The following is a 14976-nucleotide window of genomic DNA, read 5'->3' as shown; positions in this document are numbered from 1 at the left end:
TCATGACCGTGACCAGTGCCGGGCCCCGGCGGGCCCGTGGCGGCGGCCCGGCGCACCGGTTGTACAGCGTCGTGGTGTTCGTGCTGCTCGCCTCGCTGGACAACGTGGCGATCGGGCTGGTCCCACCGCTGTACGGGCCGATCGCCGACGCGTTCGCCGTGTCGGGGCGGTTGCTCGGCCTGGTCACCGCGGTCAGCTTTTTGGTCAGCGCGGTGGCCGCGGTCGGCTGGGCGTACGTCGGAGACCGCACCAACCGCAAGCCCGTGCTCATGGTGGGCACGCTGATCTGGGCGGCGGGCACCGGAGGCAGCGCGCTCGCCGACGGGTACCTGACGTTCCTGGTCGCACAGCTGGTCGCGGCGATCGGCCTCGGCGCGGTCGGCTCGGTGGGCTTCTCGGTCGTCACCGACCTGATCTCGCCGACCCGGCGAGGGCTGGTCATGAGCTTCTGGGGCCTCTCCCAGGGCGTCGGCACGCTGGCCGGCACGCTGGTCGGCGGGCTGCTCGGCGCGACCGACTGGCGGCGGCCGTTCCTGGTGCTGACCGGCGTGGGCCTGGCCGCCACCCTGGCCTACCTGTTCACCTACGACATCCGGCGCGGGCAGAGCGAGCCGGAGCTGGCCCCCGCGCTGCACGAGGGTGCCGAGTACGACTACCGGATCAGCCGCGCCGACCTGCCGCGGATCCTGGCCCGGCGGACCAACCGGTGGCTGATCCTGCAGGGCCTGACCGCGCAGGCCGCCTTCGGCTCGCTGGTCTGGCTCCCGGTGCTCTTCGCCGAGCGGGCCGAGGCGCAGGGCTACTCGGAGGCGACCGCGGTGGTGGTGGGCAGCGTCTTCGCCACGCTGTTCCAGCTCGGCGGGGTGCTCTCCATCGTCGGCGGGTTGATCGGCGACGCGGTGCAGCGGCGTACCCCCCGGGGCCGGGCACTGGTCGCCGCGGTCGGCATCCTCGCCGCGCTCCCGTTCTACCTGGTGCTGTTCTTCGTGCCGGTGACCATCGACGTGCCGGACGGCGCCAGCGGCGGCGCGGTGATCGGCGCGGTGCTGTCCAGTGTGTTCACCGAACCGTCGGTCGGGCTGAGCCTGCTCACCGCCGTGGTGGCGCTCGCGCTGACCTCGGCCAACTCGCCGAACTGGTTCGCGCTGATCGCCGACGTGAACCCGCCGGAGCACCGGGGCACCGTGTACAGCCTGGGCAACCTGGTCAACGGTGTCGGCCGGGCGGCCGGCAACGGGTTGGTCGGGGCGGCGTTCCAGGGGCTGAGGGCGGCGTTCCCGCCGCCGCTGAACTACGCCGTCGGGCTGGCCGCGTTCCAGCTCTTCTTCATTCCCACCGGCATCATGTACTGGCTCGCCTCGCGGACCTCACCGGCCGACATCGAGAACGTGCACGACCTCCTGCACGCCCGCGCCGACCGCCTCTGACCGGCCCCGCCGTCTCGGCGCCCGCAACTTCAGGATGTAGGGGCCTGAGTCGTCTGCGACATCAGCTCCAAAGGGGCCGGCCAGTCCCCGCCGCCCCCCGGAGGACGGTTCGGGCGGGGACTGGCCGCTCGGGATCAGGCGCGCACCCAGACCGTCACGTCGGCCGGGACCGCGTCGTCGTCCAGCGGTGCGCTGGCGGCGAGCAGTTCGGCGCCGGCCGGCACCGGCACCGGGGCGTCGCCGAAGTTGGTCAGCACGGTCAGGTCACCGTTGCGGAAGGTCAGCACCTCGTCGCCGGAGGACAGCCACTCCAGCGTCCCGCGGCCCAACCCGTGGGCGCGGCGCAGCCGCAACGCCGTGCGGTACAGCTCGTACGTCGAGCCGGGCACGTCGCGCTGCCGGTCCAGCGCGTACTCCGCCCACATCGGGGGCTGCGGCAGCCAGCTGGCGTCGGACGGCCCGAAGCCGTACGACGGCGCGTCGGCCTCCCACGGGATCGGCACCCGGCACCCGTCCCGGCCGCGCTGGGTGTGCCCGCTGCGGGCCCAGGTCGGGTCCTGCCGGGCCTCGTCGGGCAGCGTGGTGTGCTCGGGCAGGCCCAGCTCCTCGCCCTGGTAGAGGTAGGCCGAGCCGGGCAGGGCGAGCATCAGCAGGGTCGCGGCCCGGGCCCGGCGGAGGCCGAGCGCGGCGTCCGGCTGCGGGTCACCGATGCCGATGCCGTTGGGCCGGACGGTGCCGATCGGCAGGCCGAGGCGGGAGGCGTGCCGCACCACGTCGTGGTTGGACAGCACCCAGGTGGTCGGTGCGCCGACCGAGTCGGTCGCCTCCAGCGAGCGGGTGATCACGGCGTACTGGGCGGGCGCGGTCCAGGCGGCGAGCAGGTACTCGAAGTTGAACGCCTGGTGCATCTCGTCCCGGCGGACGTAGCGGGCCAGCCGCTCGGCCGGCTCCACCCACGCCTCGGCGACCAGCACCCGCTCGCCGGGGTAGCTGTCCAGGACCTGCCGCCACTGACGGTAGATCTCGTGCACGCCCTCCTGGTCCCACATCGGGGGGCGCGGCTTGTCCACCTCGTTGCCGGACAGGATCTCCTGCGGCTCCTGCCAGTCGGCCAGGTCGGCCTGCTTGACCAGACCGTGCGCCACGTCGACCCGGAAGCCGTCCACCCCACGGTCCAGCCAGAACCGCAGCACGTCCAGGAACTCGGCGTGCACCTCCGGGTTGTCCCAGTTGAGGTCCGGCTGCCCGGTGTCGAACAGGTGCAGGTACCACTGGCCGGGGCGGCCGTCCGGGTCGACCGTCCGGGTCCAGGCCGGGCCGCCGAAGACGCTCTGCCAGTCGTTCGGCGGCTGGTCGCCGGCCGGGCCGAGGCCGTCGCGGAAGATGTACCGGGACCGCTCCGGGCTGCCCGGTGCCGCCGCCAGCGCCGCCTGGAACCAACGGTGCGCCGAGGAGGTGTGGTTCGGGACCAGGTCGACGATCACCCGCAGGCCGCGGGAGCGGGCCTCGGCGATCAGCTTGTCCGCGTCGGCAAGGGTGCCGAACAGCGGGTCGACGTCCCGGTAGTCGGCCACGTCGTAGCCGGCGTCGGCCTGCGGCGACGGGTAGAACGGGGAGAGCCACACCGCGTCCACGCCCAGCTCGACGAGGTGGTCGAGGCGGGCGGTGATGCCCGGGAGGTCGCCCACGCCGTCTCCGTCGGAGTCGGCGAACGAGCGGGGGTAGATCTGGTAGATGGCGGCTTCGGTCCACCAGCCGGTGATCGGGTCACCGGAGGTGGTCTGCTGCGTCGGGTCGGTGTTCAGGGTCGTCTCCCGTGTCGAGCCGTGGGTGGACTGCCGGATGCTGCTGCCGGCCGCGTCGCCGCCAGCGCCGGCCGGCGGCGGATGGTTGGAGTCAGTGTGCCCGGGGCGGTGCGGTCGAGTCCCGGACCACCAGCCGAGTGGGCAGGATCACCGGGGTGTGGCAGCCGCCGGTCCGCTGCCCGACGATCGGACTGAGGCTCCGAACCCCGAGCGGGTCCAGCAGCATCCGGGCGGCCAACCGGCCCTGCTCGGCGGCGGGCTGGGCGATGGTGCTGAGCCCGAGCACGCCGGCCAGGTCGTGGTCGTCGATGCCGATCACGCTGACGTCCTGCGGTACGCGCAGCCCGGCGTCGCGCAGCGCGGTCATCGCACCCATCGCCATCTCGTCGCAGGCCGCGAGGATCGCGGTCGGAGGCTCGCCCCGGGCCAGCAGCTCGGAGGCCGCCCGGTTGCCGCCGTCGATGGTGAAGGTCGACTCGACGTCCAGGCTCGGGTCGGGTCGCATACCGGCGGCCCGCAGCTCCTCCTGATAGCCCCGGCGTCGGTCCAGGTGGGTGGTGAAGGCCAGCTCGTCGTCGGGGTCGCCGGAGATGTGCGCGATCCGGCGGTGGCCGAGGTCGAGCAGGTGCCGGGTGGCGGTACGGGCGGCAGCCACGTCGTCGATCCGCACGCACGGCCAGTTGGGCACCCTGCTCCCCGAGCTGATGGTCACGCCGGGCAGATCCAGGGCGGCAAGCGCGGTCAGGTCGGCCGGGCGCAGCGGGGTGGCGACCAGCATGATGGCGTCCACCCGCTTGTGCAGGTTGGCGGTGCGCAGCACCCGCTGGCGGACCTGCTCCCGGCCGCCCAGGTTGTAGAGCAGCAGGTCGTAGCCGGACTCGTGGAGGTATTCCTCGACCGCCTCCACGACCGTGCTGAAGAACCACCGGGTGATCCGGGGGACCACGACGGCGACCGTGCCGGTGCGGCCACCGGCGAGCCGGGACGCGCTCGGCGAGACCTCGTAGTCGAGCTGCTCGGCGGCGGCGAGAACCCGGCGCCGGGTGGCGGCCGAGACCGTCGGCAGCCCGCGCAGCGCCCGCGAGACGGTGGCCGTGGAGACCCCCGCCAACCGGGCCACATCATCAATTTTCGTCACGGTTCCCCCGCTCGGTGCCCGGCGCGCCCGCCGCCGCCCAAGGGGCCGGGCGGCGGTGGGCGCGCGGGTCAGCCCTTGACGCTGCCGGCGAGCAGACCTCGCACGAAGAAGCGCTGCAGGGACAGGAACACGATGAGCGGTACGACGATGGAGACGAACGCTCCGGCGGTCAGCCGCTGCCATTCGTTTCCTCGGGTGCCGGCCATCTCGGCGAGCTGAACGGTGAGCGGGGCGGTCTCGTCGCCGCCGCCAGCGAAGATCAGCGCGACCAGCAGGTCGTTCCAGACCCACAGGAACTGGAAGATGCCGAACGCCGCCAGCGCCGGAGTGATCAGCGGCAGCACGATGGTGCGGAAGATCTTCGGGTGGCTGGCCCCGTCGACCCGGGCCGCCTCCATCAGGTCGCCCGGCAGTTGCGAGATGAAGTTGTGCAGCAGGAAGACGGCGAACGGGAGCGCGAAGCAGGTGTGCGCGAACCACACCTGGGCGAACTTCTGTTCGTCGACCAGATCCCAGGCCGGCATCAGGGTGACGCCGCCGAGGGTGACACCGGTGGAGAAGAACTTCAGCAGCGGCACCAGGGCCATCTGCAACGGCACGATCTGCAGCGCGAAGATCGCGATGTAGAGCCAGTCCCGGCCGCGGAAGTTGATCCAGGCCAGCGCGTACGCGGCCAGGGACGCGAAGGCGAGCGGGAAGAGCACCGACGGGATGGTGATCGCCAGGGAGTTGATGAAGGACCCGGCGAGCTGCCCGGAGGACGACGACTGCCCGAACAGGACCTGCTGGTAGTTCTCCAGCGTGAACTGCGGGTTGGTGAAGGCCGTCCACCAGCCGGTCGTCTTGATCTCGTCCTCCGGCCGGAGGGAGGAGACGAGCAGGCCGAAGGTCGGGATGGTCCAGACCACCGCGATGACGATCGAGACGAGCGTCGCGGTGCGGCTGTTCAACCGCTTGCGGACCCGCCCGGCGGTGCTGGACGGGGTGCTGTCGGTCTTCTGCGTGCCGGCGGCGACGGTGGGCGTTGCGGTCGTCATCTCAGCCCTCCCGCTGCTGACGGAGGTTGCGGATCTGGTAGATCACGACCGGGATGACCAGGACGAAGAGGAAGACCGCGAGGGCGGAGCCCTGCCCGTTCTGGCCGTACCGGAACGCCTGGTTGTACATCTCGCTGGCGATCACGCTGGTGTCGTAGTTGCCGTTGGTCGCGGTCCGGACGATGTCGAAGACCTTGAGCGTGGCGATCGTGAGCGTCACCACCACGACGATCAGCGCCGGCCGGATGCTCGGCATGGTGATCCGCCAGAACATCTGCCACGGGCTGACCCCGTCGAGCCGGGCGGCCTCCACGATGTCGCCGGGGATCGCCTTGATCGCGGCGGAGAGCACCACCATGGCGAAACCGGCCTGGATCCAGATCATGATGACGATCAGCAGCAGCGTGTTCAGCGGTGATTCCAGCAGCCACTGCTTCGGCTCGCCGCCGAGGCTGACCACGATCTGGTTGAGCAGGCCGATCTGGTCGCCCTCGCCACGGTAGGCGTAGACGAACTTCCAGATGATGCTGGCGCCGACGAAGGAGATGGCCATCGGCAGGAAGATCAGGGACTTCGCCACGGCCTCGAACCGGGCCTTGTCCACCAGGATGGCGTAGATCAGGCCGAACGAGGTCGCCACCAGCGGGACCAGGAGCACCCAGACCAGGGTGTTGATCAGGACCCGGACGATCGAACCGTCGGAGAACATCCAGCCGTAGTTGCGCAGCCCCACCCAGTCGGTGCTGTCCGAGTTCATCAGGGACAGCAGCGTGGTGCGGATGGCCGGCACGACCAGGCCGACGGTGAGCAGCAGCAGCGTCGGCAACAGGAAGAACAGGCCGAAGAGACCCTCCCGCTGCCTGGGCCGTCGGGTGATCGGCGCCCCGCTCGCGGACGCGGCGACGAGCTGAGCCTCACGTCGCCGGGCGAACCAGGCCGGCACGACGTCGAGCAGCAGGAGCAGACCGCCCACCACCACCACGAAGGCGACCAGCCCGTACATCAGCATGAGGAGCTTCGGCTGCTGATCGGCGAAGTCGAACTCCATCAACCCTCCCTCTCAGGTCCGCCTCGGTCGATGGCCCGGCCCGCGAACGGGCCGGGCCATCGCCGGGATCACTTCGGCCAGCTGCTCTCGATGCCCTGGAGCACCGGGGCGGTCGGCTTGCCGTTCAACCAGTCGACCATGCCCTTCCAGAACGTCCCCGCGCCGACGGCGGCCGGCATCAGGTCGGAACCGTCGAACCGGAAGACGCCGGTCTTGTCCTGCAGGATCTGGACGGAGAGCTTGTCGATCGGGCTGGCCACGTTGGCGATGTCCAGCTTGTTGTTCGCCGTGACCCAGTTGCCGAGCTTCGCGCGGCTGTTGACGTACTCCGCGGAGGCGAGGTAGGTCTGCACGGCCTGAACCTCGGGACGGTCGGCGTACGCGACGACGAACTCGCCCGCGCCCAGCACCGGCTTGCCCTTGGCCGGGTCGATGGCCGGGAAGTAGAAGGCGAACGCGTCGCCGTCCTCGGCCACCTTGGTGCCCTCGGGGAACTGGTTGGCGTAGAACGACGCCTGCCGGTGCATGGCGCACTTGCCGTTGGTGACCGGCACGCCCGCCTCCTGGAAGGAGGTGGTGGTGATGCTCTTGACGCCGCCGAAGCCGCCGTTCATGTACTTGTCGTTCTTGAGGATGGTGCCGGCGCGGTCGACCGCCTCGACGACCTTCGGGTCGTTGAACGGGATGGCGTGGGTCGTCCACTGGTCGTAGACCTCGGGGCCCTGCGTACGCAGGATCACGTCCTCGATCCAGTCGGTGGCCGGCCAGCCGGTGGCGTCACCGGACTCGACGCCCGCGCACCACGGCTTCATGCCGCTGGCGGCGATCTTGTCGCTCAGGGCGATGAGCTGGTCCCAGCTGGTCGGAACCTCCCAGCCCTTCTCCTTGAACGTCTTCGGCGAGTACCAGACGAAGGACTTGACGTTCGCGCCGAGCGGCACGCCGTAGAGCGTCCCGTTGACGGTGCCGTACTTCAGCCAGTCGGCCGGCATGTTCTGCTCGGCCAGGGCCTTGGTGTCGGCACCGAGGGACTTCAGCTTGCCGGCGTCGGCGAACCGCTTCACCAGGCCCGGCTGGGGCACGAAGGCGATGTCGGGGGCGTTGCCGCCGTCGACGCGGACCGGGAGCTGCGCCTCGAACTCGCCGCTGCCCTCGTAGTCGATCTTGATGCCGGTGCAGTCGGTGAACTGCGACCAGGAGCGCTCCAGCAGGTCGGCCTCGGCGTCACGGATGGACGCGTAGATGGAGACCTTCTTGCCGTCGTGGCCCTGGTACTTCTGGTATGCGGCACACTCCGGGGAGTCCGCGTTGCTGCTCTTCTTGTCGTCGCCGGTACCGCAGGCGGTGGCGCTGAGCGCCAGCCCCAGTACGCCGGCGATCACGAAGGCCTGGCGTGGTCTGGTAAAGACCGCCATGCCGTCCTCCTTTCTAGCCGGCGCGGTCGTGCTCAGAGGCCCGGCGCCGGTCCCAATGGGCGTGCACACATGTAAGCGCTTGCATCGAGTCCGGTCCAGCCCCTGTCAGACACGAGCGAGTAACAATCCAGAAACCTCCGACCTGCCTCGTGGGCGCGCTCCCGGGCCAGATCCTCGACTCTTTCGAAGAATGACGATATCTGTCAGGCTGATGGCACCACATCGAAGGTTTTCGACATAGGAGGACCTGTATGCGTAAGCGGTGGATCAGCCTGCTGGTGACGGGCCTGCTCGTCGGGGGAGTCCTGGCCCCGGCGAGCCCGGCGCTGGCCGCGCCGACCTTCAAGGTGCCGTTCCCGTGCGGCCAGTCCTGGTCCGGGCAGACCCGGTCGGACCACAGCCCGGCGTACGCCGTCGACTTCAACCGCACCGACGACCTCGGCGACCCCGTGGTGGCCAGCGCCCCCGGCACCGTCGACCGGGTGACCGACCTCGGCGGCACCAGCTACGGCAAGTACGTCCGGATCAACCACGGTGGCGGCTACAGCACCTACTACGCCCACCTCAACGGCTTCAACGTCTCGGTCGGCCAGACGGTGGGCTACGGCAAGGTGCTCGGGTGGGTCGGCAGCACCGGCGGCTCCACCGGCCCCCACCTGCACTACGAGCAGCGCCTCAACGGCGCCGACATCCAGGTCCGGTTCAACGGCGCCCTCGGCCTGTACTGGGGCACCAAGACCTACACCAGCGACAACGGGTGCAGCTCGGGTGGTTCCGGCTCCGGCACGGTCGACACCAGCGGCACGCCGCTGACCGTCCGTTCCGGCCCCGGCACCGGGTACGCCTCCGTCGGCACCGTCGCCGACGGCACCCGGGTGACCATCGCCTGCCAGACCAGCGGCACCACGGTCACCGGCACCTACGGCACCAGCTCGATCTGGGACCGGATCGGCACCGGCCGCTTCATCGCCGACGCGTACGTGTACACCGGGCACGACGGCTACATCCCCGGCGTGCCCCGCTGCTGACCCCGGAACGAAGGCGGTCTCCGGCGGGCGGCGCCGCCGGAGACCCGCCGGTCACCAGGTCAGCCGCCGGACAGCACAGCGCCGGGATCGCCACACCCGGTGCTCCTGTCGGGAGGACGGAGCTCCGGTCGCGGCGACCCCGGCGGGTCCCGGTGTGCTATGAGTTGCGAACGTCAATTGAAGATGCTGACACCACCCGGGCCGACCAACAGCCCGACAATGATGAGGACGATGCCCCACAGGATCTGCCGGCGGAACAGCGCGAGAATGCCGGCGACCACGAGTACGACTGCGAGAATCCAGAGAATCAGCTCCATGACCTCTGAATACCCGAGCCTCCGACCGGGGAAACCTGGTCGGTCTCGAGTTGATCGCCGACATGGAAGACGCTGTAGGCCTGCTTGATCACCGGGTGCGCGACGTTGCGTACCCGCACCCCACCGGGCGTGGTGCCGCGCTCGGTGCCCGCGTGCGCGTGCCCGTGCAGGGCCAGCGCGGTCGGCGCCGAGTCGATCGCCTGCCCGAGCTGGTACGAGCCCAGGAACGGGTAGATCTCCAGCGGTTCCCCGGCCAGCGTGTCCGGCACCGGTGCGTAGTGGGTGAGCGCGACCAGCATGTCGCAGTCGAGTGAGCGCAGCGCCGTACCGAGGCGATCCGCGCTGTCGGTGGTGGTCGCGACGAACGCCTTCATCTCCGGCTCCCCGAAGTCGCTCGCGCACCGCCCCGCGAACCCGCCGCCGAAGCCCTTGACGCCGGCGATGCCGAGCCTCCCGCCCGCGCAGTCCAGCACGATGCCGTTGCCCTCCAGCACGGTGATGCCGGCGTCCTCCAGCACCTTGACCACCTGCGGCACCTGGTCACACTGGTGGTCGTGGTTGCCCAGCACGGTCACCACCGGCACGGCCAACCCGCCGAACTCCTGCGCCACGCAGCGCGCTTCCGCCTCGGTGCCGTGCCGGGTGAGGTCTCCGGCCAGCAGCAGCACGTCGGCGCACTCCGGCAGCTCCTCCAACGCCGGTCGGAACCGGCCGACCACGTCCTCGTCCAGATGCACGTCGCCCACGGCGGCGATCCGGATCACCATGGAACCTCCCTCACGGCAGTTGCTCGATCTCCGTGGGCGCCTGGACGCGGATCACCCCGATGTCGCTGGTGATGGGCACGTCCGGAAAACGCTCGGCCACCCGGCGCAGGATCTCGTCGCGCCGGTGCGGGCTCTCCACCTCGCCGTAGAGCACGAGCGCTCGTTCCCGCCGGACCACGGTGATGCCCTGTTCGGCAACGGCGGGGTCCTCGGCGAGCAGGCGGTGGATCTCGGCCTCGACGTACTCGTCGGGTGGCCCGGCACCGCTGTCACGATGGTTGGTCACGGTGTCCCCTCTCCTGCCTGGGTGCCGGTTTCCGGCACCACCTCCAGCCGGTCCAGCAGCACCAGGAACGCCTCGGCGTACGGCGAGTGCTGGGTCTCCTTGCGTACCCGTTCCCAGTCGATCTGCTCCCGCAGCGACCGGGCCAGCGGTAGGCCGCGCGCGAAGTCGCAGTAGTGCTGGGAGAAGCTGAGCAGCTTGTGCACCATCAGCTGGGTGGCGGACAGGACCGGCATGTGGATCGCGTCCACCGGCCGGACGACCGTGTCGGCGAACGTCTCCTCGGTGACCGGCGTCTCGATCGGCCGGTGGATCAGATCCACCATCCGCCCGTCGTCGAAGACCTTCACCAGCCAGTCCTCCGGTGGGCGCTCAGCGACGAAGCCGGCGGCCACCAGGGCCTCCAGGGCCGGCTCGACATCGACCTCGCGGATCAGGAAATCGACGTCGTGGTCGCTGGAGTGGCCGCCGTGGGCGTAGACGGCGAAGCTGCCACCCAGCGCGAACGGGATCTCGGACTGCTTGAGCACGGCGGCGACCTTCTTCAGGGTGTGCACCAGACTCTCGTCCCCGCGCTCAGCCATCTGGTTCTCCCGTCGGTCGTGTGGGTGGACAGGCGGTTGGATTCCAACTTCCGTACCCGGCATTCCGGTCGCCCACACCTGGCCAGGTCGCGGGTGGGTGTCAACCGGGATCAAGCATGACAAACTGGGCGGGTCGAAGCGCGGGTCGGATAACCTGTCGAGGGTGGCCAGATCATCGGGGATGCGACGCGGCAGGGCCAGGTTGCGCACGGTCGCCCTGATCGGCATCGACGGCTCGGGCAAGACCACCCAGGCGCACCGGCTGGCCGACGCGTTGACCGCCGCCGGCCGCCCGGCCACCTACCGGCGCAACGCCAGCGGGCGTCGTTGGCTCGGCCGGCTCGCCCACCGGCTCGGCCGCGCGGACGCCCAGCGACTCGTCGGGCGCGACGGCATGCTGGCGGTGGAGTCCGTGCTGCGCTGGCTCGCCATCGCCGCCGCCCTGCTCAGCTGCCTGCTCACCGGGCGCACCGCGGTGATGGACCGCTACTCGGCCTGCCAGTACGCCAGCATCCGGGCGCACGGCGGGCACCGCTGGGAGCGGCTGGCCCGGGCCGGCTACCGATTCTTTCCCACGCCACAGGTGACGTTCCTGCTCGCCGTCGACCCGGCCGAGGCGTACCGCCGGATCGAGCAGCGGGGCACCGACCACGAGACCATGGGCTGGCTGACCGCGGCCGACACCGCGTACCGCGCCCTGCCCGAGTACCCGACCTTCGTCCTGGTGGACGCCGGCCGACCGGCCGAGGAGGTGACCGAGCAGATCAAGGCGTACCTGGCGACCTGGCTGCCGGCCGCCCGCCCCGACCCCGGCCAGCCGCCCGCCGAGACGTCGCCGCCCGACCTGCCGTCGCCGCCCAGCGTGCGGTCGCAGCCCGACGTGCCGGAGCCGGCCGTCGCGCCCCCGGCGTCGTTGCCGGAACCGTCGCCCGTGGTCACGACGGGCGACGCGTCGGGGGAGCGGACCGGTCGCGGTGCTCCCGGGCCGTTGCTGGCTCAGGCCCGCCCGTAGACCGGGACGGCGGCGCCGCTGGTCGGCGCGGACTCCGCCGACGCGAGGAAGTGGATCACCGATGCGATCTCGGTCGGGGCCACCCAGCGGGAGTGGTCGGCGTCGGGTTGGGCGGCACGGTTCGCCGGGGTGTCGATGACGCTGGGCAGCAGCGTGTTGCAGCGCACGTTGCGGGACCGGTACTCGACCGCGACGGCGTTGGCGAAGGCCAGCACCGCCGCCTTGGCCGTGACGTAGCCGGCCGCGCCCGGGAACGGAGTGACCGCCGCGCGGGCCGAGACGCACACGACCGCGCCGCCGCCGGCCGCCACCAGGTGCGGTAGAGCTGCCCGGGTGACCAGGTACGTCGGCCGCAGGTTGGCGGTGAGCATCCTCTCGAACTCCTCGACCGGGGTCTCGTGCACCAGCCCGCCGCTGGCGTACCCGCCGACCAGGTTGACCACCGCCCGCAGCGGCGCCGCCGGTTCGCCGGCGGCGACCTCGACCGCCCGTGCCGTGCCGGCCGGATCGGTCAGGTCCGCGAGCAGTCGGACGACCCCGTCCGCCGCCGGCTCCGACCCGGGCCGGGCTGTCCGCTGCGGTACGACCACCCGCCAGCCGGCCGTGCGGAACGCGGTGGTGACCGCCCCGCCCAGCCCACCCATGCCCCCGGTGACCAGCACGCTGCGCTCCGCCATGCGCCACACGCTAGCGCCGCCCCCGACCCACCCTCGCCCCGACCCGCTGCGCCGTCCGGTCGGGTCGGGCGACGGGTCGGCGGGGTGGCCCTGCCCGGTGCGGCCGTTCGGGGACGCCGTACGGTCTGGCCGGACCCGGTTCTCCGCGCCTCCGGAGCCGTCCGGCAGGTTGAGCCGGCCCGGCGGGGGAGGTGGCGCCGTCTCGGCGGTGGCACGCTTGGCCTGACGGGCTCGCCCGATCGGCGGTACTTTCCCCAACACGTGGAGTCATGGTTGACGCTCACGCCTCGTGAAAGTAAGTTTCATCCGTGGCGAAGAGTCCGAAGATTTCTGTGAGTCACGAGCCCGGTGGGCTGATCGTCCACATCAGCGGGCTGCTGCCGTCGCTGTCGCCCGCTGAGCAGCGGGTCGCCCGGCTGGTCGTTGCCGACCCGGCCGCCGCCGCCCGCCGGACGATCACCGATCTCGCCACCGCAGCCGAGACGTCCGAGGCGACCGTCATCCGGTTCTGCCGGTCGGTGGGCATGGACGGCTATCCGCAGCTGCGCATCCGGCTCGCCGCCGAGGCCGCCCGCCGGGTCGAACCGCCGGACGCCCGGGTGGTCGGCGGTGACATCCCGCCCGGCGCGGACCTCGCCCAGATCATCGCCACCATCGCGTTCAACGACGCCCGTGCGGTGGAGGAGACTGCCGAGCAGCTCGACCCGGCCGTCTGTGAGCAGGTCGTCGAGGCCATCGCCAACGCCGGTCGGATCGACATCTACGGCGCGGGCGCCAGCGGGTTCGTGGCCTCCGACTTCCAGCAGAAGCTGCACCGCATCGGCCGGATCGCCTTCTACTTCCCGGACGTGCACACGGCGCTGACCTCGGCCGCGCTGCTGGGCCGGGGCGACGTGGCGGTCGGCATCTCGCACACCGGCACCACCTCCGACGTGATCGAGGTGCTCGAGCAGGCCCGGACGCGGGGCGCCGTCACCGTGGCGCTGACCAACTTCCCCCGCTCGCCGATCACCGAGGTGGCCGACTTCGTGCTGACCACGGCGGCCCGGGAGACCACCTACCGCTCCGGCGCGACAGCCAGCCGGCTGGCTCAACTCACCGTGGTCGACTGCCTCTTCGTCGGGGTGGCCGCCCGCAACCGGTCCCGGGCGCGCAAGGCTCTCGAGGCGACCGCCGAGGCCGTCCTGTCGCACCGGGTGGGTGCGAACCGGAGGCGAGGATGACGGCCGGTGCGGTGGAGCCGGACGAGGACATGCCAGCACCACCCGCCCGCCCGGCTGTCCGGGTGGGCGCCCCCACCGAACGGCGCAACCCGCTCAGCGTCGACCTCGACCTGATGTCGACCCGGGACGTGCTCACCGTGATCAACGAGGCCGACCGGCGGGTGCCGGCCGCGGTCGCCGCGGTGCTCGACGAGATCGCCGCCACGGTCGACCTGGCGGTCGCGGCGCTGCGCGGTGGCCACCGGGTGCACTACTTCGGGGCCGGCACCTCGGGCCGGCTGGGCGTGCTCGACGCCGCCGAGTTGGCCCCCACCTTCAACTCGCCCCGGCACTGGTTCTGCGCGCACCTCGCCGGCGGCCCGGACGCCATGTGGCGGGCCGTCGAGGACTCCGAGGACGACGACCGGGGCGGCGCGGTCGAGGCGGCCGGATGTGTGCGTGCCGGTGACCTGGTGGTCGGTCTCGCCGCCAGCGGACGCACGCCGTACGTCCTCGGGGCGCTCGCCGCGTCCCGCGCGAAGGGCGCCTCGACGGTGCTGCTCTGCGCCAATCCGGAGGCCGAGGCGGCCCGGTCGGTGGACGTGTTCATCGGGGTGGACACCGGACCGGAGGTGGTCACCGGCTCGACCCGGATGAAGGCGGGCACCGCGCAGAAGTTGGTGCTCAACACGTTCTCGACCGCCGTCATGGTGCGTCTCGGTCGGGTCTACTCGAACCTCATGATCGACATGGTGGCCACCAACGCGAAGCTCCGCGGGCGGATGATCTCGATCCTGGTCGAGGCCACCGGGTGCTCGGAGGAGATCTCCCGGCGGGCGCTCAACGAGGCCGACGGCGACCTCAAGACCGCCCTGGTCTCGCTGGTCTCCGGCGCCGAGGTCGCTGCCGCCCGAGCCGCGCTGGCCCGCTCCGCCGACCAGGTACGCGGCGCCCTGGCCCTGCTCGCCTCCTGAGTCGGCCCGCCCGCGTCGCCAGCGGGAAGCGAACGGGGCTCCGGATTGTTCATCGGGGCGGGGGGTAATAACACCCCCGTGGATGAACCGACCGGTCCACCGGTGCGTATCTGGCAGTGACCAGGATCGCACCGCGGTGGTGACCCGGGTCGCTGTGCCCCCGCGGCGGGCGGTGTTGCCATGGTGCGGGCGTTCGGCGATTCGTCGACCCGCCAACCCGTTCGTGGTGCCCAGCGGCGAGCTACCCGACGGGGTGCTGACA

The 14976-nt window shown here is 71.4% G+C and carries 15 protein-coding genes; 5 read left to right on the top strand and 10 right to left on the bottom strand.

Annotation, left to right across the window (positions count from 1 at the left end):
* The first annotated feature begins 2 nt into the window (after positions 1-2).
* Positions 3-1427: an MFS transporter gene (locus AB0K07_RS28075; protein ID WP_363759669.1), complete on the top strand. Its 1425-nt coding sequence runs from the start codon at positions 3-5 to the stop codon at positions 1425-1427.
* Between the two features lie 134 nt (positions 1428-1561).
* Here the strand turns inward: AB0K07_RS28075 and AB0K07_RS28070 are convergent, their stop codons facing one another.
* The 5 genes from AB0K07_RS28070 to AB0K07_RS28050 form a co-directional block, all read right to left on the bottom strand.
* Complete coding sequence (locus AB0K07_RS28070) at positions 1562-3232, bottom strand: glycoside hydrolase family 13 protein (protein ID WP_363759813.1); 1671 nt, start codon at positions 3230-3232, stop codon at positions 1562-1564.
* 91 nt (positions 3233-3323) lie between these two features.
* The gene (locus AB0K07_RS28065) at positions 3324-4370 is read right to left on the bottom strand and encodes a LacI family DNA-binding transcriptional regulator (protein WP_363759666.1); all 1047 of its coding nucleotides are present in this window, start codon (positions 4368-4370) and stop codon (positions 3324-3326) included.
* A 68-nt stretch (positions 4371-4438) separates the two neighbouring features.
* Entirely contained in the window at positions 4439-5407 is a 969-nt protein-coding gene (locus AB0K07_RS28060) for a carbohydrate ABC transporter permease (RefSeq protein WP_363759663.1), read from the bottom strand.
* Position 5408: 1 nt separating this feature from the next.
* Positions 5409-6455, bottom strand: a complete 1047-nt coding sequence (locus AB0K07_RS28055; protein ID WP_363759660.1) for a sugar ABC transporter permease — start codon at positions 6453-6455, stop codon at positions 5409-5411.
* Between the two features lie 68 nt (positions 6456-6523).
* On the bottom strand, positions 6524-7870 hold the full coding sequence (locus tag AB0K07_RS28050; RefSeq protein WP_363759657.1) for an ABC transporter substrate-binding protein: 1347 nt from the start codon (positions 7868-7870) through the stop codon (positions 6524-6526).
* Positions 7871-8121: 251 nt separating this feature from the next.
* Here AB0K07_RS28050 and AB0K07_RS28045 point away from each other — a divergent pair, with 251 nt between their 5' ends.
* On the top strand, positions 8122-8898 hold the full coding sequence (locus AB0K07_RS28045; RefSeq protein ID WP_363759654.1) for a peptidoglycan DD-metalloendopeptidase family protein: 777 nt from the start codon (positions 8122-8124) through the stop codon (positions 8896-8898).
* Between the two features lie 173 nt (positions 8899-9071).
* Here the strand turns inward: AB0K07_RS28045 and AB0K07_RS28040 are convergent, their stop codons facing one another.
* The 4 genes from AB0K07_RS28040 to AB0K07_RS28025 are packed head-to-tail and all read right to left on the bottom strand — an operon-like array spanning position 9072 to position 10912.
* The gene (locus AB0K07_RS28040; protein ID WP_165435832.1) at positions 9072-9215 is read right to left on the bottom strand and encodes a GPGG-motif small membrane protein; all 144 of its coding nucleotides are present in this window, start codon (positions 9213-9215) and stop codon (positions 9072-9074) included.
* On the bottom strand, positions 9206-9982 hold the full coding sequence (locus tag AB0K07_RS28035) for a metallophosphoesterase (RefSeq protein ID WP_363759651.1): 777 nt from the start codon (positions 9980-9982) through the stop codon (positions 9206-9208). The genes AB0K07_RS28040 and AB0K07_RS28035 overlap by 10 nt, the downstream gene beginning before the upstream one ends.
* Before the next feature lie 10 nt (positions 9983-9992).
* A complete protein-coding gene (locus AB0K07_RS28030) occupies positions 9993-10268 on the bottom strand; it encodes a hypothetical protein (RefSeq protein ID WP_363759648.1) in 276 nt (91 codons plus the stop codon).
* Complete coding sequence (locus AB0K07_RS28025) at positions 10265-10912, bottom strand: nucleotidyltransferase family protein (protein WP_363759645.1); 648 nt, start codon at positions 10910-10912, stop codon at positions 10265-10267. Before AB0K07_RS28025 ends, AB0K07_RS28030 begins: the two co-directional genes overlap by 4 nt.
* Positions 10913-11030: 118 nt before the next feature.
* On the opposite strand from AB0K07_RS28025, the gene AB0K07_RS28020 reads away from it, so the two are divergent.
* A complete protein-coding gene (locus AB0K07_RS28020) occupies positions 11031-11861 on the top strand; it encodes a thymidylate kinase (RefSeq protein ID WP_363759810.1) in 831 nt (276 codons plus the stop codon).
* Here the strand turns inward: AB0K07_RS28020 and AB0K07_RS28015 are convergent.
* Positions 11846-12538, bottom strand: coding sequence for an SDR family NAD(P)-dependent oxidoreductase (locus tag AB0K07_RS28015; RefSeq protein WP_363759642.1), 693 nt, complete (start codon positions 12536-12538; stop codon positions 11846-11848). The two genes, AB0K07_RS28020 and AB0K07_RS28015, sit on opposite strands and share 16 nt — an antisense overlap.
* A gap of 308 nt (positions 12539-12846) precedes the next feature.
* Between AB0K07_RS28015 and AB0K07_RS28010 the strand changes: the two genes are divergently transcribed.
* Both AB0K07_RS28010 and AB0K07_RS28005 read left to right on the top strand, forming a co-directional pair.
* Complete coding sequence (locus AB0K07_RS28010; protein WP_363759639.1) at positions 12847-13761, top strand: MurR/RpiR family transcriptional regulator; 915 nt, start codon at positions 12847-12849, stop codon at positions 13759-13761.
* Entirely contained in the window at positions 13758-14714 is a 957-nt protein-coding gene (locus AB0K07_RS28005) for an N-acetylmuramic acid 6-phosphate etherase (protein WP_363759636.1), read from the top strand. Before AB0K07_RS28010 ends, AB0K07_RS28005 begins: the two co-directional genes overlap by 4 nt.
* Positions 14715-14976 lie beyond the last annotated feature (262 nt).

The organism is Micromonospora sp. NPDC049301 (assembly GCF_040678715.1).
GTDB lineage: Bacteria > Actinomycetota > Actinomycetes > Mycobacteriales > Micromonosporaceae > Micromonospora.
The sequence above is the reverse complement of the archived record's forward strand: the minus strand, read 5'-3'. Positions and strand labels throughout refer to the sequence as shown.

Coding starts and splice junctions, on each gene's coding strand:
- AB0K07_RS28075 (WP_363759669.1), top strand. CDS start 3: ATGACCGTGACCAGTGCCGGGCCCCGGCGGGCCCGTGGCGGCGGCCCG.
- AB0K07_RS28060 (WP_363759663.1), bottom strand. CDS start 5,407: ATGACGACCGCAACGCCCACCGTCGCCGCCGGCACGCAGAAGACCGAC.
- AB0K07_RS28055 (WP_363759660.1), bottom strand. CDS start 6,455: ATGGAGTTCGACTTCGCCGATCAGCAGCCGAAGCTCCTCATGCTGATG.
- AB0K07_RS28050 (WP_363759657.1), bottom strand. CDS start 7,870: ATGGCGGTCTTTACCAGACCACGCCAGGCCTTCGTGATCGCCGGCGTA.
- AB0K07_RS28045 (WP_363759654.1), top strand. CDS start 8,122: ATGCGTAAGCGGTGGATCAGCCTGCTGGTGACGGGCCTGCTCGTCGGG.
- AB0K07_RS28040 (WP_165435832.1), bottom strand. CDS start 9,215: ATGGAGCTGATTCTCTGGATTCTCGCAGTCGTACTCGTGGTCGCCGGC.
- AB0K07_RS28035 (WP_363759651.1), bottom strand. CDS start 9,982: ATGGTGATCCGGATCGCCGCCGTGGGCGACGTGCATCTGGACGAGGAC.
- AB0K07_RS28025 (WP_363759645.1), bottom strand. CDS start 10,912: ATGCCGGGTACGGAAGTTGGAATCCAACCGCCTGTCCACCCACACGAC.
- AB0K07_RS28020 (WP_363759810.1), top strand. CDS start 11,031: ATGCGACGCGGCAGGGCCAGGTTGCGCACGGTCGCCCTGATCGGCATC.
- AB0K07_RS28015 (WP_363759642.1), bottom strand. CDS start 12,538: ATGGCGGAGCGCAGCGTGCTGGTCACCGGGGGCATGGGTGGGCTGGGC.
- AB0K07_RS28005 (WP_363759636.1), top strand. CDS start 13,758: ATGACGGCCGGTGCGGTGGAGCCGGACGAGGACATGCCAGCACCACCC.